The 21,030-nt window shown below is 68.2% G+C and carries 19 protein-coding genes; 12 read left to right on the top strand and 7 right to left on the bottom strand.

Annotated elements, in window-relative coordinates; translation table 11 throughout:
- Positions 1 to 6: 6 nt before the first annotated feature.
- Positions 7 to 1,290 (bottom strand): branched-chain amino acid ABC transporter permease, encoded by a 1,284-nt coding sequence (locus tag AC1DGD_RS09050; protein ID WP_476856583.1) that lies wholly within the window; start codon positions 1,288 to 1,290, stop codon positions 7 to 9.
- Positions 1,291 to 1,798: 508 nt separating this feature from the next.
- Between AC1DGD_RS09050 and AC1DGD_RS09045 the strand changes: the two genes are divergently transcribed.
- Together AC1DGD_RS09045 and AC1DGD_RS09040 are read left to right on the top strand one after the other, a co-directional pair.
- On the top strand, positions 1,799 to 2,749 hold the full coding sequence (locus AC1DGD_RS09045) for a hypothetical protein (RefSeq protein ID WP_476856582.1): 951 nt from the start codon (positions 1,799 to 1,801) through the stop codon (positions 2,747 to 2,749).
- Positions 2,750 to 2,913: 164 nt separating this feature from the next.
- A complete protein-coding gene (locus tag AC1DGD_RS09040; RefSeq protein WP_476856581.1) occupies positions 2,914 to 3,816 on the top strand; it encodes a Bax inhibitor-1/YccA family protein in 903 nt (300 codons plus the stop codon).
- 114 nt (positions 3,817 to 3,930) lie between these two features.
- Here the strand turns inward: AC1DGD_RS09040 and AC1DGD_RS09035 are convergent, their stop codons facing one another.
- Together AC1DGD_RS09035 and galK are read right to left on the bottom strand one after the other, a co-directional pair.
- Positions 3,931 to 5,169, bottom strand: a complete 1,239-nt coding sequence (locus tag AC1DGD_RS09035; protein ID WP_476856580.1) for an acetyl-CoA C-acetyltransferase — start codon at positions 5,167 to 5,169, stop codon at positions 3,931 to 3,933.
- A gap of 20 nt (positions 5,170 to 5,189) precedes the next feature.
- Entirely contained in the window at positions 5,190 to 6,350 is a 1,161-nt protein-coding gene (gene galK / locus AC1DGD_RS09030; RefSeq protein ID WP_476856579.1) for a galactokinase, read from the bottom strand.
- 90 nt (positions 6,351 to 6,440) lie between these two features.
- Here galK and AC1DGD_RS09025 point away from each other — a divergent pair, with 90 nt between their 5' ends.
- The 4 genes from AC1DGD_RS09025 (at position 6,441) to AC1DGD_RS09010 (ending at position 10,755) form a co-directional block, all read left to right on the top strand.
- Positions 6,441 to 7,418 (top strand): aldose 1-epimerase family protein, encoded by a 978-nt coding sequence (locus AC1DGD_RS09025; protein ID WP_476856578.1) that lies wholly within the window; start codon positions 6,441 to 6,443, stop codon positions 7,416 to 7,418.
- Between the two features lie 131 nt (positions 7,419 to 7,549).
- The gene (locus AC1DGD_RS09020; protein WP_476856577.1) at positions 7,550 to 8,863 is read left to right on the top strand and encodes an AI-2E family transporter; all 1,314 of its coding nucleotides are present in this window, start codon (positions 7,550 to 7,552) and stop codon (positions 8,861 to 8,863) included.
- 21 nt (positions 8,864 to 8,884) lie between these two features.
- Positions 8,885 to 10,123 (top strand): threonine ammonia-lyase, encoded by a 1,239-nt coding sequence (ilvA, locus tag AC1DGD_RS09015; RefSeq protein ID WP_028277367.1) that lies wholly within the window; start codon positions 8,885 to 8,887, stop codon positions 10,121 to 10,123.
- A gap of 5 nt (positions 10,124 to 10,128) precedes the next feature.
- Entirely contained in the window at positions 10,129 to 10,755 is a 627-nt protein-coding gene (locus tag AC1DGD_RS09010; protein ID WP_476849094.1) for a rhomboid family intramembrane serine protease, read from the top strand.
- Between the two features lie 135 nt (positions 10,756 to 10,890).
- Here AC1DGD_RS09010 and greA read toward each other — a convergent pair whose 3' ends face one another.
- Together greA and AC1DGD_RS09000 are read right to left on the bottom strand one after the other, a co-directional pair.
- Positions 10,891 to 11,385, bottom strand: a complete 495-nt coding sequence (greA, locus tag AC1DGD_RS09005) for a transcription elongation factor GreA (protein WP_028277369.1) — start codon at positions 11,383 to 11,385, stop codon at positions 10,891 to 10,893.
- Between the two features lie 219 nt (positions 11,386 to 11,604).
- Positions 11,605 to 12,057, bottom strand: coding sequence for a DUF4307 domain-containing protein (locus tag AC1DGD_RS09000; protein WP_476849093.1), 453 nt, complete (start codon positions 12,055 to 12,057; stop codon positions 11,605 to 11,607).
- Positions 12,058 to 12,174: 117 nt separating this feature from the next.
- Between AC1DGD_RS09000 and mca the strand changes: the two genes are divergently transcribed.
- The 4 genes from mca (at position 12,175) to AC1DGD_RS08980 (ending at position 16,485) form a co-directional block, all read left to right on the top strand.
- Positions 12,175 to 13,080, top strand: a complete 906-nt coding sequence (gene mca, locus AC1DGD_RS08995) for a mycothiol conjugate amidase Mca (RefSeq protein WP_230008780.1) — start codon at positions 12,175 to 12,177, stop codon at positions 13,078 to 13,080.
- A gap of 105 nt (positions 13,081 to 13,185) precedes the next feature.
- Entirely contained in the window at positions 13,186 to 13,551 is a 366-nt protein-coding gene (locus AC1DGD_RS08990; protein ID WP_476856576.1) for a hypothetical protein, read from the top strand.
- The gene (locus tag AC1DGD_RS08985; protein WP_476856575.1) at positions 13,529 to 15,781 is read left to right on the top strand and encodes a thioredoxin domain-containing protein; all 2,253 of its coding nucleotides are present in this window, start codon (positions 13,529 to 13,531) and stop codon (positions 15,779 to 15,781) included. Before AC1DGD_RS08990 ends, AC1DGD_RS08985 begins: the two co-directional genes overlap by 23 nt.
- On the top strand, positions 15,778 to 16,485 hold the full coding sequence (locus AC1DGD_RS08980) for an HAD family hydrolase (protein ID WP_476856574.1): 708 nt from the start codon (positions 15,778 to 15,780) through the stop codon (positions 16,483 to 16,485). Before AC1DGD_RS08985 ends, AC1DGD_RS08980 begins: the two co-directional genes overlap by 4 nt.
- 85 nt (positions 16,486 to 16,570) lie before the next feature.
- Here the strand turns inward: AC1DGD_RS08980 and trhA are convergent, their stop codons facing one another.
- A complete protein-coding gene (trhA, locus tag AC1DGD_RS08975) occupies positions 16,571 to 17,287 on the bottom strand; it encodes a PAQR family membrane homeostasis protein TrhA (protein ID WP_230009209.1) in 717 nt (238 codons plus the stop codon).
- Positions 17,288 to 17,441: 154 nt separating this feature from the next.
- Between trhA and AC1DGD_RS08970 the strand changes: the two genes are divergently transcribed.
- Positions 17,442 to 18,203 (top strand): isoprenyl transferase, encoded by a 762-nt coding sequence (locus AC1DGD_RS08970; RefSeq protein ID WP_043436292.1) that lies wholly within the window; start codon positions 17,442 to 17,444, stop codon positions 18,201 to 18,203.
- Positions 18,204 to 18,436: 233 nt separating this feature from the next.
- On the top strand, positions 18,437 to 19,876 hold the full coding sequence (locus AC1DGD_RS08965; RefSeq protein WP_028277376.1) for a PhoH family protein: 1,440 nt from the start codon (positions 18,437 to 18,439) through the stop codon (positions 19,874 to 19,876).
- A 483-nt stretch (positions 19,877 to 20,359) separates the two neighbouring features.
- Here AC1DGD_RS08965 and AC1DGD_RS08960 read toward each other — a convergent pair whose 3' ends face one another.
- Positions 20,360 to 21,010, bottom strand: coding sequence for a GNAT family N-acetyltransferase (locus AC1DGD_RS08960; RefSeq protein WP_476856573.1), 651 nt, complete (start codon positions 21,008 to 21,010; stop codon positions 20,360 to 20,362).
- Positions 21,011 to 21,030: the final 20 nt, after the last annotated feature.

The raw sequence follows: 21,030 nt of genomic DNA, 5'->3' as shown, positions 1-21,030 counted from the left end.
TGTCTCCTAACCCACGCGCTCTTTGCGGCCCAGAATGCCCTGAGGGCGGAACAAGAGGACAACAATCATGATGAACAACGCTCCCACGTATTTGAGGTCGGCTGCGAGGCCGAACACGGTGGTCAGCTCAACGAAGATGCCGACGATGATGGAACCGACCAGGGCGCCCCAGACTGTGCCGAGGCCGCCGAGGGTGACGCTGGCGAAGATGAGCAGCAGGATCTGCGAGCCCATGTCGAAGGTGACGCCGGGACGGTAGTAGGCCCAGAGGATGCCGCCGAGGGCGGCGAGCATGCCGCCGACCACCCAGACGATCCGGATGACGGAGTCGACGTCGATGCCGGAGGCCGCGGCCAGCGCCGGGTTGTCGGCCACAGCACGGGTGGCCTTGCCGAGGCGGGTCTTGAGCAGGACGATCCCGAGGGCGGCGATCACGACGGCGCTGACGAGGAGGGACAAGAGGTTGTTGGGGGAGATGGAGATCGGGCCGATCAGGATTTCCACGCTCTGGGCGAACGGCAGTTGCTGGGTGGCGCCGCCGAAGTAGAACTGGATGATGTAGCGCACGGACAGGGCGAGGCCGATGCTGACGATCATCATCGGAACAAGTCCGGTTCCGCGGCGCCGCAGGGGTTTCCACAGGCCCGCGTCCTGGACGTAGCCGAACAATCCGCCGCCGATGACGGCCAGGATGACGGCCAGCCAGAACGGCAGGTGCATCTGGTTGAAGGCGAACACCAGCACCGCGCCGAGGGTGACCATTTCACCGTGGGCGAAGTTGGTCAGGCCGGTGGTGCCGAAGATCAGGGACAGGCCCACGGACGCGAGGGCGAGCAACAGGCCGAAGCTCAGGCCTGCCACCAGCCGGTTGAGCAGGTTTTGCATGAAATTCTGCTGCTCCACGACAATGCCCTTGCCAAACGTGAAGATCACCGAGAGGTTTGAGGTCTGGCTGAAGGTGACGTTGCGGGGGTTCTCCTGGCCCTCGGCCAGTTTGATGCCCTGCGGAAGCGTGGACTCATCGAGTTTGACCTCGTAGGTTCCCTGGGTGGGGACGCCGATGGTCCAGGCGCCGTTGGCTCCCGATTTGGTGGTTCCCGTGAAATCGCCGCTCGTGGCGGTGATGGTCACCCCGGGGATCGGTGCGCGGTCGTCGCCGCGCAGGAAGCCGCTGATGCTGTTCGTGAACTGGGTGGCCGACGGGGATGGTGTCGGCGAGGGGGTCGTGGCGCTGGACGCCGGGGCCACGATGAGCAGTAGCGCAGCCGTGGCTGCAAATACTGACCCCACAGCCCTCAATAGTCTGCCGCGCCGTCTCTGCGACAGGCCGCTCGTTGTGCTTCTCAAATTGAAAACCTCCACATGGGGGTGCTGTGGGTTGCGCCTTTGCAACCGTTGCGAACGGTCAGGGGACGAGCGTCTGGCATTACGATCATGTGTTGTGATGTCCGTCACCCTGTGTGGCCTATGCTACAGCCCGGGGGACCCAAAGAATGCCGCCGCGAGCAGGGAGAACGTCGCGATCGGGTAACAACCGTGTAGCGCCGCCGACACCTTGCTGTAGCCCAGCTAAAGAAAACTTTTGTTGATTCCGAGTATGCCTAAACAGTGGCCTGCCCGGTCCCCAATTCGCCGGGCCACTCGGGGCTGGCGCGGGCGGCCGGGCACGTCCGCTCCGGCCCGCGTCACCGCCACCCCCAAGCTTTTCCCAAGCCCGCCGGCGTTATGGTGCGAAGAGCGCCAGAACCCGAGTCCGTTCGTTCCGGAATCCGGCCGGCGCCGAAGGCAGGGGCCGATCGTGGAGGGCCGACTGATGAACCGGGTGGTCAAGCTGTGCCTCGCGGGTTCGCTTGTACTGGCGATCCTGGGCCTCCCGGCGCTCAGCCTGGGCCCCGAACCCGCTGGGGCGCAGGCCTGCGTTCCCTCCACGGAGGCACTCAGGGACCCCTATCCGGGGATCCAGGCGGCGGCGTCCAGCTTCGAGGCAGGCACCCTGGACGGGTTCGGCATTTCCGCGGCCGGGACGGGGAACGCCTCGGTGTCCACCGGGCTCTCGCACTCCGGGAACTGTGCCGCCCTCCTGCACACCACCGCGGCGCCGGGCTCCATCGCCAGGCTGACGGTGGGCCTGACCCCCGGGACCACGGAGGCATATGCGGACGGCTGGTTCAACATCGCCGCCGAAGGAATGGCGGGAAACAATGTTCCCTACTTCCGGTTCTTTGCCGGCGGAGTCCGCGTCCTGGATGTTTTCCGGCAGAACATCTCCCATGAGCTCGTGCTCCGTACCTCGTCACCCGCAGGGTTCGCCTACACCACCTTGCGGCGGGACGTCCCGACTGACTCCTGGCACCGGCTCGTCATGCACGTGGTCCCCAACGGCCCCGGGACCAACGTCCAAGTCTGGTGGGACGGGCGTTCGGTCTACGCCGGCACTGTCAGTATTTCCGCCACGACGCTCGACACGCTCCAGCTTGGCTCCGAACACGATCAGCAAATGGCCGACATCTATATCGACGACGTCATTGTCAACAGCGGCACGGGAACGCCGGCGCCGGTTCCCGGCCCCCTCCCGGAGCCGAAGGGGGACCCGTCGCAGCGGTTCGACGATTTCCACGGTGACGGACAGTCCGGCCTGCTCGCGGCCGGCACCGTCACGAGCCGCACTGTCGCGAGCCGCACTCTCGCGAGCCGCGCCGGGAGGCCGGCGTCCGCGGACATGCTCGGCCTGAAAAACCCGCTGACCTAGATCACGGTTCGGTTGCGGCGGTCCCCGTGGGGAACTATCCCTCCCTGTCAGCCGTGGGAATTGGTAGCGTGACTATATAAAACCCTGTTTCGTCTAGTCCGCAACGCACTAGTCCGCATCGCACCGGAACATCACCCACCCCCTTATTTTGGAGGACACCCGCAATGGCACATGGCGGAAACCCGATCTTCAGCGGAAAGAATTTCCGCGAAGCCACCCAGGCACCGCCTGCCCCGCAGGCCCCATACGGTCAGAACCCGTATGGCCAGACCGCTTACGGCCAGGCCCCGGGCCAGGGCGGGTGGAAATCGGCCCAGCAGGGCATGACCCAGGAACAGCTCCAGGACCTGTACAACCGCCCGGCGGCCGGGCCGGCTGACATTGGACGGATGACGTACGACGACGTCATCGTCAAGACCGCCGGGTGCCTCGGCATCCTGGTAGTCGGCGCCGCAGTGGCGCTCGCCGTCCCGCAGGGCACTGGATCCATGCTGATGATCCTCGGAGCCCTCGGCGGCTTCGCCCTCGCAATGGTCAACACCTTCAAGAAGCAGCCGTCGCCCGGACTGATCCTGGCCTACGCCCTGCTCGAAGGATTCTTCCTCGGCGGCCTGACCCGCATCCTCGACAACCTGTTCCCGGGAGTCGGCATCCAGGCCGTCGTCGGGACGCTGTCCGTCTTCGCCGTGACGCTGGTGCTATTCAAGAGCGGCAAGGTCCGGGCGACGCCCAAGCTCATGCGGTTCTTCATGATCGCCCTGATCGGCTATGCGGTGTTCGCGCTCATCAACCTCTTCATGATGATGACCGGGGCCGTGACCACGCCGTTCGGACTGAGCACCAGCGTGGAGATCATGGGCATCCCGCTCGGCGTCTTCATCGGCTTCCTGGCGATCGGCCTGGCCGCCTTCTCCCTGATCATGGACTTCACGTCCATCGAGGCGGCCATCAACGCCGGCGCCCCGCAGCGCTTCTCCTGGACCGCTGCCTTCGGCCTCACGGTCACGCTGGTCTGGCTCTACGTCGAGATCATCCGACTCCTGGCCATCCTCCGCGGTGACGACTGACCGGCGTCGTTCCTGAAATACCCCTGATTTCCCGAGAGGAGCCCCGCCCAACGGCGGGGCTCCTCTCGCGTATGCGGCAGCTGGTGGCTGCTGGTGCGGCTCAGCTGCAACGCCTCAGCTGAGCCGCTCCAACACAACCGCCATGCCCTGGCCGCCGCCGACGCACAGCGTGGCCAGGCCGAGGGAGGCGTCGCGGGCGCGGAGCCCGTTGAGCAGCGTGGTGGTCATGCGTGCGCCGGTCATCCCGAAGGGGTGGCCGAGCGCGATGGCGCCGCCGTGGACATTGAGCTTCTCCGGATCGATGCCGAGCTCCCGGGCGCTGGCCACCACCTGGACCGCGAAGGCCTCATTGAGCTCCACCAGGTCGATGTTCCCGATGCCCAGCCCAGCGATCGCGAGTGCCCGGCGGGTCGCCTCCACCGGCCCCATGCCCATCAACTCCGGGGACAGCGCGCTGACACCGGTGGAGACGATCCGGGCAAGCGGCTCGAGGCCCAGTTCGCGGGCGCGCGAGTCACTCATGACCACGACGGCGGCGGCCCCGTCATTGAGCGGGCACGCGTTCCCGGCCGTCACAGTGCCGCTACTGCGGAAGACGGGCTGCAGGGCACCGACCGCCTCTGCTGTCACCCCGGCACGCGGTGAATCGTCGCGGTCCACCACCGAGCCGTCGGCACGGGTGTAGGGCGTGATTTCGCGGGCGTAGAACCCGGAGGCGATGGCTGCCTCGGCCCGGTTCTGGCTGAGCACCGCCCAGTCGTCCTGCTCGGCGCGGGTGATGCCGTAGCTTGTGGCGACGTTCTCCGCCGTCTGGCCCATGGCGATGTACACGTCCGGCATCCGGCCGCCCAGCCGCGGGTCGGTCCACGGCGTGTTGGCGGCCGCGCGGGCCTCGGTGCGTTTCCGGGCCGCCTCGAAGCGCGGATTGTGCGTGCTGGCGTCGGTCTCGCCGGCGCCGGCCCAGTCCCGGTAGCGCGACACTGCCTCCACCCCGGCGGCCACGAACGCCTGGCCTTCGCCGGCCTTGATGGCGTGGAAGGCCATCCGGAGCGTCTGCAGGCTGGAGGCACAAAAACGGTTGATGGTGGCGGCCGGAACGTTGTCCAGCCCGGCCAGGATGCTGACCACCCGGGCCATGTTGGAGCCGGCCTCACCGCTTGGCTCGGCGCACCCCAGATAGATGTCGTCCAGGCCGCGGCCTGGCCCGGCGGCGGCGTCGAACGCAGGAATCCCGGCGAGGGCCGCTGTGATCATGGCCGCGGCGAGATCGTCGGGACGTTCGTCTTTCAGGGACCCTTTGAAGGCGCGGCCGATCGGGCTCCGGGCGGTAGAAACGATGACAGCTTCTGGCATGCGCCCAGACTACGCCCCGCCTAGGCCAGGCGCATGGCTCCGGCCGCGGGGCTGACGCTGAAGATCTCCGGCGCGGCATACCCAGCCCGGGCAAAGGCACGTTCGACGGCGGAGCGAACCTGCTGCGCCGATCCCGCCGGGGTCAGAGCGATCGCGGAGCCGCCGAAGCCGCCGCCAGTCATGCGGGCGCCGACCGCGCCAGCCGACCGCGCCGTGTCCACGGCAAGGTCCAGCTCCGCGCAGGAGATCTCGAAGTCATCGCGCATCGAGGCATGGGACGCGTCGAGCAGGGGGCCGATGGCGGCCGGGCCCCTGGTGTCCAGCAGCTCCACCGTCTGCAGCACGCGCTGGTTCTCGGTGACCACATGCCGTAGCCGGCGGAAGGTCTCCTGGTCCAGAAGCCCGCTGGCCTCCTCGAGGTCCTCGAACCCGACGTCGCGCAACGCCCGCACGCCAAGGACCTCGGCGGCAAGTTCGCACGATTCCCGGCGGGCCGCATAGCCGCCGTCGGCGTGGGAATGGGAAACCCGGGTGTCGATGACCAGCAGCACCAGTCCGGCGGCGTCGGCGTCGAACGGCACCAGCCGGACACTCTGGTCCCGGCAGTCGAGGAAGACGGCGTGGCCGGCCGTGGCCCGGAGCGAGGCGGACTGGTCCATGATGCCGGTGGGCGCGCCGACGAAGTCATTCTCCGCCCGCTGGGTGGCCAGGACCATGTCCTGCACGGAGAGGCCGGCGTCCATGAGCCCGTTCAGCGCCGAAATCACGGCGCATTCGATGGCGTGGGAGGACGACAGGCCCGCCCCTCGCGGAACCTCGGAATCCAGGAGCAGGTCCACGCCGGGAACCTGGAGGCCCCGCTGCTGCAGGGCCCAGATGACCCCGAGCGGGTATTTTGTCCAGCCCCTGGCGCTGGCGCGGGCCAGCGAGCCGGTCTCCGCGGTGGTCAGCCCCTGGTTGCCGAACGTGGAGAGCATCCGCACGGTGGAATCCGGCCGGACCCGGACGGCAACCCGGGCCGCCCGGTCGATGGCGAACGGCAGGACGAAGCCCTCGTTGTAATCGGTGTGCTCGCCGATGAGGTTGACCCGTCCCGGTGCCTGCCACACGCCGTCGGGCCGGGCGCCGAAGACTGTCTCAAACCGGGCGGCGAGCCCGCGGCTGTCCAGGGGTGGATTCAAGGCCTGGCTCCTGCGCTGCTGGAAGTCATGGGTCCAAGGTATACGGGTTCGCGGGGTTGTTTGTGTGGTGCGGGCTGTACGGTGGTCACCATGGATCTCTCGGCGACACCCCCGGCATCCGGCACAGTATCCGCCGCCAATGACACGATGCGCAGGTACGCGTCCGGCCGGCAGTACGAGCTCCGGCGCGGCGACGCCCTGGCAGTCGTCACCGAACTCGCCGCCGGCCTGCGGCTCTACAGCCGCGGAGACACCGCCCTGACGGAAACCTACGGGGATGCCGACATTGCGCCCGGCGCCACCGGAATCACGCTGGCACCGTGGGCCAACCGGGTGGAGGACGGGGTCTGGCACCTCAACGGCAAGAAGCTGCAGCTGGACATCACCGAGGTCTCCCGCAATAACGCCAGCCACGGTCTGCTGCGGAACTCCTCCTACGATCTCGTGGACGAGGACGAGTTCTCCGTAACCCTGGAGGCGGCAGTCTTTCCGCAGCACGGCTACCCGTTTCTTCTGCGGCACCGGGTCCGCTATGAACTGGCCGAGGACCTGGGCCTGGTGGTGCGCCAAACCCTGATCAACGATTCCCAGTACCGCGCGCCGTTCGTGCTTGGTGCGCACCCGTACCTGCGGCTGGGCGACGTGCCCAGCGAGGACCTCACCGTGAGCGTCGACGCCCGGACCAGGCTGGTCGCCGACGACCGCCTCATCCCGCGCAGCAGTGAACCGGTCAGCGGCGACTTCGATCTGCGCGGCGGCCGGCCGGTAGGGACACTTGACCTCGATTCGGCCTACACGGACCTGGAGTTCGACGGCGGCGTCGCCCGGCACACGCTGCGCTCACCCGACGGGCGGACGGTGAGCCTGTGGCAGGACGCGAGCTGCGGGTACGTCCATGTCTTCGTGACGACGGAATTTCCGGGCCGGTCGAAGGCGGTCGCGATCGAGCCGATGACCGGTCCCGCCAACGCGTTCAACAGCGGCGAGGGACTGCGCTGGCTTGCGCCGGGGGAGCAGTTCTCCATGACCTGGGGCATCTCGGCCTCGCTGACGGCCGCTGCAGGCTGACCCGGCGGCCTGACCCCAGGAACGGCCCCCGGGCCGGTGCCTCGGCCGTCGACCGGTGTCTGGGCCGTCGCCCGGTGCTGATTGCTGGTTGCTGGTTTCCTATTGAACGTCGCCTACGGAATCATGGGGCTATGACGCCAGCTGAGGACGCCGCACCTGCCACAAGCCCCTCCTATTCCGCGGCTGGGACCGGCGCACGTGCCGGGGCCCGGGTATGGACCGACCGGGAGATCGACCAGGATATTCCCTACGGCGTGCGGATCGCCGCCGCCTGGGCGTGGCGCGGCGGGCTGATCCTGCTCGTGATCGGGTTGCTGGTCTGGCTGCTCAGCCACGTCAGCTTCCTCATCATCCCCGTCATGGTGGCCGCCCTCCTCTCGGGGCTCCTCAGCCCCGCAGTGCGCTGGATGGCCAACCGGCGCGTGCCCAAGGGGCTCGCCGTCGCCATCACTGTGCTCGGCTTCATCGGCCTCATCGTCGGTGCCCTGACCCTGGTCGGGCGCCAGCTCATGCAGGGCTTCGGCGAGCTGTGGTCCCAGGCGCTCGCGGGCGTGCAGCAGGTACAGACCTGGCTGTCGGAAGGCCCGCTGCACCTGACGGCCGCCCAGATCGACAAGTACATCGAGGACGCCACCGCTGCCCTGCAGAACAACAGCAGCAGCATCCTCAGCGGGGCTCTGACGTTCGGGAGCACCGCCGGGCACTTCGCCGCCGGCCTGGTCCTGGCGCTGTTCATCCTGATCTTCTTCCTGCTCGAAGGCGACAGAATCTGGGCCTTCCTGGTCAGGCTCATGCCCCGGAAGGCGCGCCGGGCCACGGACGGCGCGGGCCGCCGCGGCTGGACATCCATGGTCAGCTACGCACGCATCCAAATGTTCGTCGCCTTCGTGGACGCCGTGGGAATCGGCGTCGGCGCCGCCATCATCGGCGTGCCGCTCGCGCTGCCGCTGGGCGTGCTGGTCTTCCTCGGTTCGTTCATCCCGGTGGTCGGCGCGCTGTTCACCGGCGCGATCGCCGTGCTGCTGGCGCTGGTCGCCAACGGGCCCGTCAACGCCCTCATCATGCTGGCGATCGTGCTCGGCGTCCAGCAGCTCGAAAGCCACATCCTGCAGCCCCTCGTCATGGGCAAGGCCGTCTCCCTCCACCCCGTCGCCGTGATCCTGTCCGTCGCGGCCGGCTCCTACCTCGCCGGGATCCCCGGCGCATTGTTCTCCGTTCCGATCCTTGCCGTAGCAAACTCGTCGATTCGCTACATTGCGGGCAGAACGTGGGAACATGATGAAGTGTTGGCAACCGCGGGAGCCGGGGGCGGTCATGCCCCCGAACCCGGCGCAGACACCACCTTCACAGACGTCCACCTGCCGGGCGCAAACCCCGGCGGCGAGGGCGCCGCACCCAACAGCGGTGCTCCGGGCAGCGATGCCGGACGGGGCACCGACGCCTGATCCAAAGAAGGAGAACAGTTCGTGAATACCCTTGAGAGCCTGCCCGTCACGCTGGACGATGTCCTGGAGGCGCAGAAGCTGCTCGACGGGATTATTACGCGGACGCCCGTGGAATCATCGCGGGCCCTCGGCAGCACGGTCGGCGGCGAGGTCTTCCTCAAGTGCGAAAACCTGCAGCGCGCCGGCTCCTTCAAGGTCCGCGGTGCCTACGTGCGGATGGCCAAGCTCTCCGACGCCGAAAAGAAGCGCGGCGTCGTGGCGGCCTCTGCCGGAAACCACGCCCAGGGCGTGGCTGTCGCAGCCAAGAGCCTGGGCATCAAGGCCCGGATCTACATGCCGCTCGGCGTCGCACTGCCCAAGCTCGCCGCCACCCGCAGCCACGGCGCCGAGGTGGTGCTGCATGGCCACAACGTGGACGAGGCGCTGGCGGAAGCCAAGCGCTACGCCGATGAAAGCGGCGCCGTCTTTGTCCACCCCTTCGATGACGTCGACGTCGTCGCCGGCCAGGGGACGGTCGGGCTGGAGATCCTCGAACAGGTCCCCGACGTCGACACCATCCTGATGGGTGTCGGCGGCGGCGGACTCCTCGCGGGCGTTGCCGTCGCGGTGAAGGCGCGCGCCAAAGAACTCGGCCGCGAGATCCGCATCATCGGCGTCCAGGCTGAAAACGCCGCCGCCTACCCACCCTCGCTCGCCGCCGACGCCCTCGTCCCGCTCAAGAAGGTCTCCACCATGGCCGACGGCATCGCCGTGGGCCGGCCGGGCCAGCTGCCGTTCAGCATCATCCGCGAGCTCGTCGACGACGTCGTCACCGTCAGCGAAGACGCCCTGGCCCGGGCGCTGATCTTCCTGCTGGAGCGCGCCAAGATGGTGGTCGAACCTGCCGGGGCCGTCGGCGTCGCGGCGCTCATGGAAGGCAAGATCGAAAACCCCGGAACCGTTGCGGTGGTCCTCTCGGGCGGCAACATCGACCCCATGCTGATGCTCAAGGTCATCCAGCGCGGCCTCTCCGCCGCCGGCCGGTACATGACCGTGCGGATGATGCTGGACGACCGTCCGGGCTCGCTGGCCACGATTGCCCGCATCATCGCCGAGAACGACGCCAACGTCACGGGCCTGGACCACACCCGGGTGGGCGGCTCCATCAGCATGGGCGACGTCTCCATCACCGTCAACCTGGAAACCAAGGGCCACGAGCACTGCAGCCAGGTCCTGGCGGCGCTGCGCGCCGAGGGTTTCCAGCCGATCGTGGTGCACTAGGGGCCATGGTGACGGACGCGTTTGGGGGCGGGGAGCCGCGGGAAGGGGAGAGCACCGCGGTGCGGGCCCGCCGGGGACTGCTGGTGGTCGGCTCCTTCGTGGTGCTGCTCTACCTGATCGAGATCCTCAACACCGCACTGTTCCACTCCCTGAACCGCACTTTCGGGCTGCGGCCGCGCAGCCTGGACGGGATCCTGGACATCCTGACCTTTCCGCTGCTGCACTCCAGCCTGGCCCACCTGATGTCCAACACGCTCCCGTTGATCATCTTCGGCTTCCTCGTGTTCCTCTCCGGGCGCCGGGTGTTCATCACCGCACTGGCCGCCAGCTGGCTGGCATCCGGGCTCGTGGTGTGGCTCATCGGCGGCGCCAGCGTCACTGTTGGCGCCTCCGGGCTGGTGTTCGGGCTCTTCGCGTTCCTCCTGGTCCGCGGCTTCATCAACCGGAACTGGTGGCAGATCGCCCTGTCCGTGGTGTTGTTCATGGCCTACGGCGGCATCCTGTTCGGAATCCTGCCCACCGTGGCCAGTTTCGTCTCGTGGCAGGCCCATCTGGGCGGGGCTATTGGCGGTATCACAGCCGCGCTGCTGCTGAGCACCAGGCGCCCCGGTGCGCTGCCAGCGGGACGCTGAGTACCCGGAAAGAGGACACCTCCCCAGGACTCCGGCCAAACCGGCCGGCCCCAACAGCCCCCCGCCAACGGGCGGAAAAAACGACGCCGGCCTCCCCTTGAAGGAGAGACCGGCGTCGCTGTTATGTCGCTGGTGTCAGCCGGCGTACGGCTTGGCGGAGATGATCTCCACCGTGATGTCCTTGCCGTTCGGGGCGGTGTAGCTGAGCTTGTCGCCCTCCTTGTGGCCGACGATGGCCGCGCCGAGGGGGGACTTCTCGCTGAAGACATCCAGGTCCGAGTCGCCGGCAATTTCACGGGAGCCGAGCAGGAAGCTCTCCTCGTCGCCGGCAATCCTGGCCACGACGATCATGCCGGGCTCCACGATGCCGTCGTCGGCCGGGGCCTCCCCGACGTGGGCGTCCCGGAGGAGGGCCGTGAGCTGGCGGATGCGGGCCTCGATCTTGCCCTGCTCCTCCTTGGCAGCGTGGTAGCCACCGTTCTCCTTGAGGTCGCCCTCCTGGCGCGCCGCTTCGATCTTCTGGACGATTTCTGCCCGGCCGGGGCCGGAAAGGTTGTCCAGCTCTGCCTTCAGGCGGTCAAAAGCTTCCTGGGTAAGCCAAGCCGCAGTTGCGCTGTTGGTGGTAGACACGGACTTCTCCTTTGGGTGGTCATACAAGCAAAGACCCCGCCACGGTGGCCACTTTTATGACGCAGTAACCAGCTCAGCGGGGGAAAGGTATTGATCCATTGTAGTCAATCCTGTGGATAAACCAAAGAGGACTGCGGCGTGGATCACACGGTGTCCCAAGCAGCCTCGGACGGCATCACTGCGTGCGCGGCCCGGCACTTGCCGCGGGCTGTGGTCCCGTTATTGTCCGGCGTCGGGAATCCAGCAGCTGTCCACGACGGCGGAGACCGCCTGGGATTCCGTGCGCAGCTGGGTGCGGTGGGCTGTGGTGCGTCCGCCGTCCGTGCCGGCATCGGCCGCGTTCGGCCCGATGTCCACAACCTTCCAGCCAACAATCGCGAACTTCGAGTCCATGGCCTTCACAGCGCATTTCGCCTCCGCTGCCGGGTCCTTCGTGACCTGGAAGTCGATTTCCGTGACCGTGGCGTCGGGGGTGCTGTAGCCGACATCCTTGTAGCTGACACCGCCGATGGCCGCCGACGTCGAGACCCAGGCCAGAAAGGCAATGCCCACGGCGAGGGCGGCGATCAGGATGTTGCGTTTGACCTTGCGGGACAGCGCGCGCTTTTGGCCGCCGTAACGATTGGATAGGCTGTTAGGTGCCGGCGCGGCAGGCTGGTCCTCGGAAGTCACCAGTCCAGTTTAGTGTGGATCGGACCGGGATATTTCCGGCTGGCCGCACAGACCAAGACGCACACCAACAGACGCACCCCAACAGGGCAGCACAGCAGAAAGAGGAGCCGTCCCACGATGACAGCATCCCCCAGCCCGTCAGCACCGCTTCGTCTGCTGGCGGTCCATGCTCATCCCGACGACGAATCCAGCAAGGGTGCCGCCACGATGGCGATGTATGCTGCCGCCGGCGTGGACGTCCTGGTGGCCACGTGCACGGACGGCTCCCGCGGCGACATCCAGAACCCCGCGATGGAGGGGCAACCGCACCCCAAACGCGACATGGCCGGGGCACGCCGGCTGGAGATGGACGCCGCCGCGAACGTCCTCGGCATCCGGCAGCGCTGGCTCGGCTTCGTCGATTCCGGGCTGCCCGAGGGCGACCCCCTGCCGGCCCTGCCGCCCGGGTGCTTCGCCCTGCAGCCGCTGGAGCGGGCGGCCGCACCGCTGGTCCGGCTGGTCCGGGACTTCAAGCCCCACGTGATCCTCAGCTATGACGAGAACGGCGGTTACCCGCACCCGGACCACATCATGGCGCACCGGGTGGCCGTCGAGGCCTTCGCGGCGGCCGGCGATCCCGCCCGGTATCCGGACGCCGGGGAACCCTGGGTGCCCAGCAAGCTCTACTACGACCGCGCCTTCAGCCCGGACCGTTTCCGTGCCCTCCACTCCGCGCTGGAGGAGGCCGGCCTGCAGTCCCCGTATGCCGAGCGGCTCGCTGCGTGGCTGGAAGCGGACGCCGAGGGGCATACCCCGCCGCCGCCGACACACGCCACCACAACCCAGGTCGAGTGCGGCGATTTCTTCGAAGCCCGCGACGACGCACTCCGCTCACACCGGACCCAGGTGGACCCGGAAGGATTCTTCTTCGCGGTCTCCTCGGCCATGCAGCGCAAGGTCTGGCCGTGGGAGGACTACTCCCTGATCGAATCCCGGATCCCCGTGGATCTGCCGGAAACGGACCTCTTCGCCGGGCTAAGATAGAGACGAAATGGCTCTTCTATCCAGTGTAGAAAAGATGTTGTAGACAAAGCACTGTAGAAAAGTCACCGCAGAAAAGACACCCAGTTCCACAGAAGGTTTCCCACCGTGCATTCCTTGCTCATCGCCCTCGCAACAACCCCGGCGCCGACCCCTACGCCGTCGCTGCGCCCGGGCCTGTCCGAGGACCAGGTCACCCCGGGTCTGCTGGGCTTCCTGCTGACAGCCTTCATCGTGGTGCTGACCGCGCTGCTGATCGTGGACATGGTGCGGCGTATCCGCCGGGTCCGCTACCGTGCCCAGGTGGAGGAAGAGCGTGCGGCCGCCGAGGACGCATCCCAGGAACCAGGGGCCCCGGGCGGCGTATTCCCTGCCGACGGCGCTGCCTTCCGCGCTGACGGCACGGCCTTCCCCGCCGACGGCGGGGTTAACCGGCCGGAAGTCAACGGCGATGCGGGACCCGGAACCCGCTGACCGCGGATTCCCCAACCCACCGTCCGGGGCCTCGAATGCCCTGGCGGCGGAACCCTCTGCGTACCTGCGCCAGCACGCCGGCAATCCCGTGCACTGGCAGCCGTTCGGTGACGCGGCCTTCGCCGCCGCTGCCGCCCGGGACGTGCCGGTGTTCCTCTCAATCGGCTACGCGGCCTGCCACTGGTGCCACGTCATGGCCCATGAATCCTTCGAGGACCAGGACACCGCCGACTACCTGAACGCCCACTTTGTCTCCATCAAGGTGGACCGGGAAGAGCGCCCCGACGTCGATGCTGTTTACATGACAGCGACGCAGGCGATCAGCGGCGAGGGCGGCTGGCCGATGTCCGTCTTCCTCCTGCCCGATGGCCGCGCCTTCCATGCCGGCACCTATTTCCCACCCCGGCCCATGCCGGGCCGTCCGTCCTTCCGGCAGGTCGTTGAAGCCGTGAGCGAGGCCTGGACGGAACGCCGCGGCGCCGTCGAGGCCAACGCGGCCACCCTGGCGCGCGGCATCGCCGCCTCCCAGCCGGCAGCCGCCCTGCGCCTCGACGGGCCGGCCGAACCCCTGGACGCGGCGCTCCTTGGCGAAGCCGTCACCGCCCTCTCCGGCGCCGAGGACCGGGACCACGGCGGCTTCGGCGGCGCACCGAAGTTCCCGCCCGCGGCCGTGCTCGAATTCCTGATCCGTCACGCCGCAGTGCCCTCGGACAGCATGCCGCCGGCAGCCGCTCCGGACACCGCGGGCCTGGAGACCGCGACGGCGGCCCGGGACATGGCCGGTCGGTGCCTGGCAGCAATGTCCCGCTCGGCGTTGTTCGACCAGCTCGACGGCGGCTTCGCGCGCTATTCGGTGACGGGAGACTGGTCCGTTCCGCACTTCGAGAAAATGCTCTACGACAACGCCCAGTTGCTGCGCGTCTATGTCCATTGGGTCCGGCTGGGCGGCACGCCGGAGTACCCGGCGGCCGAGGCCGCCGGGATTGCCGGGCTTACCGCCGACTGGCTCCTGGCCCGCCTCGGGCTGGCACCTGCGACGGGCCCGGCGCCAGCCCCTGCGGCGGGCCCTGCGACGGGACCGGACACCGGGGTCGTGGCCCTGGCGTCGTCGCTGGACGCCGACACGGTCGTCGACGGCGTGCACGCCGAGGGGGCCAGCTACCTGTGGACTCCCGGCGGCCTTGAGTCGCTCCTGGGCCCGGCCGACGGCGCCGCCGTGGCGGCCCTCAAGAACGTCCGAATGCCCGGAAGCGTGAGCGCTGACGGTTCGCCGCTGCATCCGGGCCTGGAGATGTCCGCCGGGGACGCCGCGCTGTGGCAGCGGGTGCGCCCGCTGCTGGCGCAGGCGCGCAGGAACCGGCCCCAGCCCGGCCGGGATGACAAGGTGGTGGCGGGCTGGAACGGGCTGGCAGTCGCCGCCCTCGCCGACGCCGGCGCCGTCCTTGCACGCCCGGAGCTTGTGGCCGCGGCGGAGCGGATCGCGGACTATCTTGAGCGCGTGCACTGGCGGCCCGCGGCGGATGGCCCCGGCAGGCTTCTGCGCGTCTCCCATGACGGAGTGGCGGGCGGAATCGGCGGTTTGCTGGAGGACTACGCCTTCTGCGCCGAGGGGCTGTTCGCGCTCTATGCGGTTACCGGGCACGCCCGCTGGTATGGGCTGGCCGAGGCCATTCTGGACGCCGCCTGTAGGCGGTTCGCGGCCGACGGCGGCCTGAGGGACGCTGCGGGGGAGTCCGTGCAGGTCACGGCCGCCCAGGGCGGCCGTGAGGGCCTGGAACCGTTCGACGGCGCCACCCCCAGCGGCGCCGCCGCGCTGGCCGGTGCCCTGCTGACCCACTCGGCCTTCTCCGGCTCGTCCGAACACCGCACCCTGGCGGCCAGCATCCTCGCCCTGTTGCTTCCTCCGCTTGCCGGCCAGGCACCCCGCGCCGCCGGCTGGCTGCTCGCGACCGCCCAGGCCGCCCTCGCCGGTCCCATCGAGGCCGCCGTCGCCGGACCGGACACCCCGGAACGGGCCGTGCTGCACCGGGAGCTGCTGCTCTCGGCGAGCCCCGGGCTGGTGGTCGCGGTCCAGGACGACGGCGCCGCCCGGCCAGTACCGCTGCTGCAGGGCCGCGGCGCGGGCCCGGACGGCGCCCCGCAGGTGTTCCTGTGCCGCGGCATGGTCTGCGGCCTCCCCTCGACTTCCGTCGAAGAAATGCGCGGGCAGCTGGCTAGGATGTCCTCATGAGTGGTCAGGACGGCTTTGAGCTGGTGGTGTTCGATTGCGACGGTGTGCTGGTCGATTCCGAGGTGATCGCCATCCGGGTGGACCAGCGAGTGCTGGCCGATCTCGGCTGGGACCTGGAACTCGATGACATCGTGGAACGGTTCGTCGGAAAATCCGAGGCGCACTTTGTGGCCGCCGTGGAACAGCAGCTCGGGGTCCGGCTGGCCGACGGCTGGGACCGCGACTACGGTCGCTGGTACCAGGAGGCGTTTGAACGTGACCTCGAGGCCGTTGATGGCATCGAGGACGCCCTGGACCGGCTGTCCCTGCCGCACTGTGTCGCCTCCAGCGGCAGCCACGAAAAGATGCGCCGGACCCTGGGCAAGACCGGGCTGCTGCGCCGCTTCCAGGGCCGCATCTACAGCGCCACAGAGGTGGCCAACGGCAAACCCGCGCCGGACCTGTTCCTCCACGCCGCGGCGAGCCTGGGCACCGCTCCCGGGCGGTGCGCCGTCGTCGAGGACAGCGCCTACGGCGTCCAGGCCGCCCGGGCGGCGGGAATGCACGTCTTCGCGTATGCCGGCGGTGTCACCCCCGGCTTCCCGATTGGCCGGTCCCGGAACCACCGTCTTTTCAGACATGCGGCTGCTGCCCGAGCTCATTGCGGCAGGGCATCCCGGCTGAGTCGGGGGCCAGCTCCTAACGCCGGAATTCCCCTCGATTGAAGCTGGCGCCCGGCGTGTCGGGCCGAACTGCCGGCGAGTCCCGGCGTCGCTGTCTCAAAGGTGGGGAGAATCAGCGCAGCCGGCGTCAGCCCAGGACCGCGATGGCAATGGCGATGTAGTGCGCGGCGAAGGCAAAGACCGTCAGCGCATGGAACAGTTCATGGAAGCCGAAGTGTTCATAGCTGAAATTCGGCTTCTTCAGCGCATAGAACACGGCTCCCGTGATGTACAGGACCCCGCCGACGCAGATCAGCACCGCCGAGGCAGCGTTGGCGGCGAAAAAGTCCGGCAAATAGAACAGCGAGCCGCAGCCGAGTGCGATATAGATCGGCACATAGAGCCACCGCGGAGCATTGGTCCACAGCAGGCGGAACAGCACACCGAGGATGGCCCCGGACCAGATCACCCAGAGCAGCACTTCGGCTTGCTGCCGGTCCAGCAGGGCCCAGGCGAGCGGCGTGTAGCTTCCGGCGATCACCAGCATGATGTTCGTGTGATCCAGCCGCTTCAGGACGATCTTCACACGCGGTGACCAGTTCCCGCGGTGATAGACGGCACTGACGCCGAACAGCAGGACCCCGGTAACGGCATAGACGGCGCAGGCCACCTTCAGGTCCGGCGGCGCCAGGATCACCAGCACCAGCCCGGCGGCCAGTGCCAGCGGGGCGGTGACGGTGTGGATCCAGCCCCGCCATTTGGGCTTGATCATCAGCAGTTCAGCCAGGCGCACCGCGGCGTCGTCCACCGGGGTTGCCCGCTTCGCCGGAGGCTCCGGCCGGGGCTCCGGACTGTTGCTTTCCATGCCGTAATAGTAACCTACGCCCTAGTAAGTTACCGGTGAGTAACAAGCGGTCCGGGGCTGTCCTGTGACGGAGCTGCACCCGGCACGGCCCTCCGGCAGGTAGCCTAGGATGTGCACTGAACAAGTACCTCAAGGAAGCCAGGTGAATCTCCGGATGGAAATGCCCGGATTCCTCTACGGCTTTTACGAGCGCAAGCTCCAGCGCTCCCTCGATCCTGAACGGATCCCGCGCCACGTCGGCGTCATGGTCGACGGCAACCGGCGCTGGGCCCGCCAGTTCAACGCCCCCACGAGCCAGGGCCATCAGGCCGGCGCGGACAAGATCCACGAATTCCTCGGCTGGTGCCAGGAGCTGGGCATCAAGGTGGTCACCTTGTACATGCTCTCCACGGACAACATGAACCGCTCCGGCGAGGAACTCGACCTCCTGATGGGCATCATCGCCAACACCCTGGACCGGCTGGACGAGGACGCCAACATCTCGGTTCACGCCATGGGCGCCCCCGAGCTGCTGCCGGACTACCTCGCCGAGCGGCTGAACAACCTGACGGCGCGCACGCCCGCGCAGGAGAGGCTGCACGTCAACGTCGCCGTCGGCTACGGCGGACGGCGGGAGATCGTCGACGCCGTCCGGGAACTGCTGCACGACGCCGTCGCCCGGGGAGCGGACATTGGACAATTGGCCGATGAACTCACCGTGGATGACATCTCGCGCTTCCTCTACACCCGGGGCCAGCCGGATCCGGACCTGGTGATCCGGACCTCCGGGGAGCAGCGGCTGTCCGGATTCCTCATGTGGCAGAGCGCGTACAGTGAGTTCTACTTCTGCGAGGCCTTGTGGCCGGCGTTCCGCAAGGTGGATTTCCTGCGTGCCCTGCGCGACTACGCCGGCAGGCAGCGCCGCTTCGGCGCCTGAGCGGTTCACGCGGAGTTCACAAGACGGCAACAAGAATCGCCGAAAAATTATCGGACAAACCGGCCCCCGGAGACGTACGTTAATCCCATCGGCAGGCAATTCGCCGGCCGATCGGGGAGGCCAGTACATGGAGCGGATTTTCGCACCGGGTGTATGGGAGGCCGCGTCCGGCCTCCAGGCCGAGCCGCCTCACCAATAACAATTCCGGGCATTGCCCCGGGGCTGGAGTCGATGTGGCTATTTCTGAGCAACTGCCCGACGTCATTTCCGATCAGGGACAGAAAGCTACCTCTCGCGCCAAGCGAGCCACCTCAAAGACCGGAGCAGCGGATTCCGCGGCGGCCGGTCTTGCTGTTTCCGGGGAAGGAACAGGGAGCCGGGGCACGGCCCGCAGTTTCGTGATCGATACCTCCGTCCTGCTCTCCGATCCGCGGGCCCTCCTGCGCTTCGCCGAGCACGAGGTCATCTTGCCGATCGTTGTCATCACCGAGCTCGAAGGAAAGCGCCACGACCCGGAGCTGGGTTACTTTGCGCGCAAAGCCCTCCGGCTGCTCGATGACCTGCGGCTCGAGCACGGCGGCCTGGACCGTCCCATCCCGCTGGGCCCCGACGGCGGCACGCTCATGGTGGAGCTGAACCATATCTCCGCCGAGGTGCTGCCCGCCGGGTTCCGCGGGGTGGACAACGACAGCCGCATCCTCGCGGTGGCCAAGAACATGGCCAACGAGGGCCGCGACGTGACGGTGGTGTCCAAGGACCTGCCGATGCGCGTCAAGGCCTCGGCCATGGGGCTGCTGGCCGACGAGTACCGCAATGAACTCGTCAAGGACTCCGGCTGGACCGGCGTCGCCGAGCTCGACGCGGGCGAGGACGAGGTTGCCACCTTGTACGGGCACGAGCCGGTATTCATCCCGGCGGCGGCCGAGATGCCGACCAACACCGGGCTGGTCCTGCTGTCCAGCCGCGGCTCGGCCCTCGGACGGGTAGGGGCGGACAAACAGGTCCGGCTCGTGAAGGGCGACCGCGACGTCTTCGGACTCCACGGCCGCTCGGCCGAGCAACGGTTGGCGATCGACCTCCTGATGGACCCGTCGGTCGGAATCGTGTCCCTCGGCGGCCGGGCCGGCACGGGCAAGTCCGCACTGGCCCTGTGCGCCGGTCTCGAAGCCGTCCTGGAGCGCCGGGAGCACCGCAAGGTGATCGTCTTCCGCCCCCTGTACGCGGTGGGCGGCCAGGAACTCGGCTACCTGCCCGGGTCCGAAGCGGAAAAGATGAACCCGTGGGCGCAGGCGGTCTTTGACACCCTGGGCGCGCTGGTCAGCCAGGAAGTTGTGGAGGAAGTGATGGACCGGGGCATGCTTGAGGTCATGCCGCTGACGCACATCCGCGGACGCTCCCTGCACGACGCATTCGTGATCGTCGACGAGGCGCAGTCCCTGGAGAAGAATGTGCTGCTGACAGTGATGAGCCGGATCGGCCAGAACTCCAAGATCGTCCTGACCCACGACGTCGCCCAGCGGGACAACCTGCGGGTCGGACGGCACGACGGCGTGGCGGCCGTCGTCGAGACCCTGAAGGGACACCCGCTGTTCGGCCACATCACCCTCACCCGCTCGGAGCGCTCGCCGATCGCAGCCCTCGTGACGGAGCTGCTGGAGGGGGCGGAGATCTAGCCTCCCGAGGTTGGGGGCCGTGGTCCGGTTCGCCGGACCACGGCCCTTCGCTGTGGTCGGGTAATCGTGGTTGGGTTCGCCGTGGTTGGGTTTGCCGGGCAGCGGTCCTTCGCTGTGGTCGGGTAACCGTGGTTGGGTTCGCCGTGCCGCGGCCTTTCGCCGTCGCTTAGACACGACGCATATGGACCCCTGCGGTCGCTGAGCGACCTCCGGGGATCCGATGCGTCGCGATGCGCTCCTTTGCGAAAGACCGCGTCCCGGCAGGTTTGTCCCTCACCTTGCGGAGGTGCGCGTCTCGGCTGATGAGCGCCCCCTTAGGAGAGACCGCGTCCCGGCTGGTGAGCGTCCCACCTTCGCGGGGCTGCGGTGTCCCGCTGAGGAGCGCATCGCCGACCAAAGCGAAGTGAAGGTCGCCCAGCGACCGTAGCGTCGCGACGGGAGGTGTCTAAACGACGGCGGGTCGCCGCGGCCCCGCCGGGGCTGCTACTGGTGGATGCCCAGGAATTTGGCCGTGGGTTCGTGGCCTTTTACATCGAGCTGCCAGTCGGGGCGTTTGAAGGTGGCGGGGGTGAGTCGGACGTTTTGGACCCCCTGGGCCTTGCCGCCCCAGGCGGCGCGGGTGACGCCGTTGAGCTCGTAGCCGAGGGAGCGTGAGACGCCCAGGGACTGCTGGTTCCAGGCGGCGGCCTCGGATTCCGCCACTTCGGCGCCGAGCCAGTCGAAGGCGTAGAGGGCGACGGCGGCTCGCATTTCCTTGCCGAGGCCGCGGCCGTGCACGCTTTGCCGCAGCCAGGAGCCAGTGGTGACCGTCTTCAGCGTGGCGAAGTCTTTGGCCTCGACGTCCTGGCATCCGACGAATTCGTCCTCGTGCCAGATGCCGAGCAGGAGGGTCCAGTCCTGCGGTGTCATGTTCCCGCGGCACCGCCAGTACCACTGCGCCATGTTCGGGCCGAGCTCCTCAGCGGGGGATTCGGCCCAGGGCCTGCTGAAGGGGCTGCGGCCCGGCTCGTGCACGCCGCTCAGGGCGGCTGAGACCGCGGCCGGAATGTCCGCGTCGCGGATGGGGCGCAGCTGAAGACGCGGCGTGGTCAGGCTCAAGCCGAAAGGGGGCCAGTAGTCGGCGGGTTCAGTCATCGCAGGAAGCCTAGCGGTGC

This window comes from Arthrobacter sp. 05T45, assembly GCF_056395875.1.
Note: the sequence above shows the minus strand (reverse complement) of the source record. Positions and strands in the feature narration are given on the sequence as shown.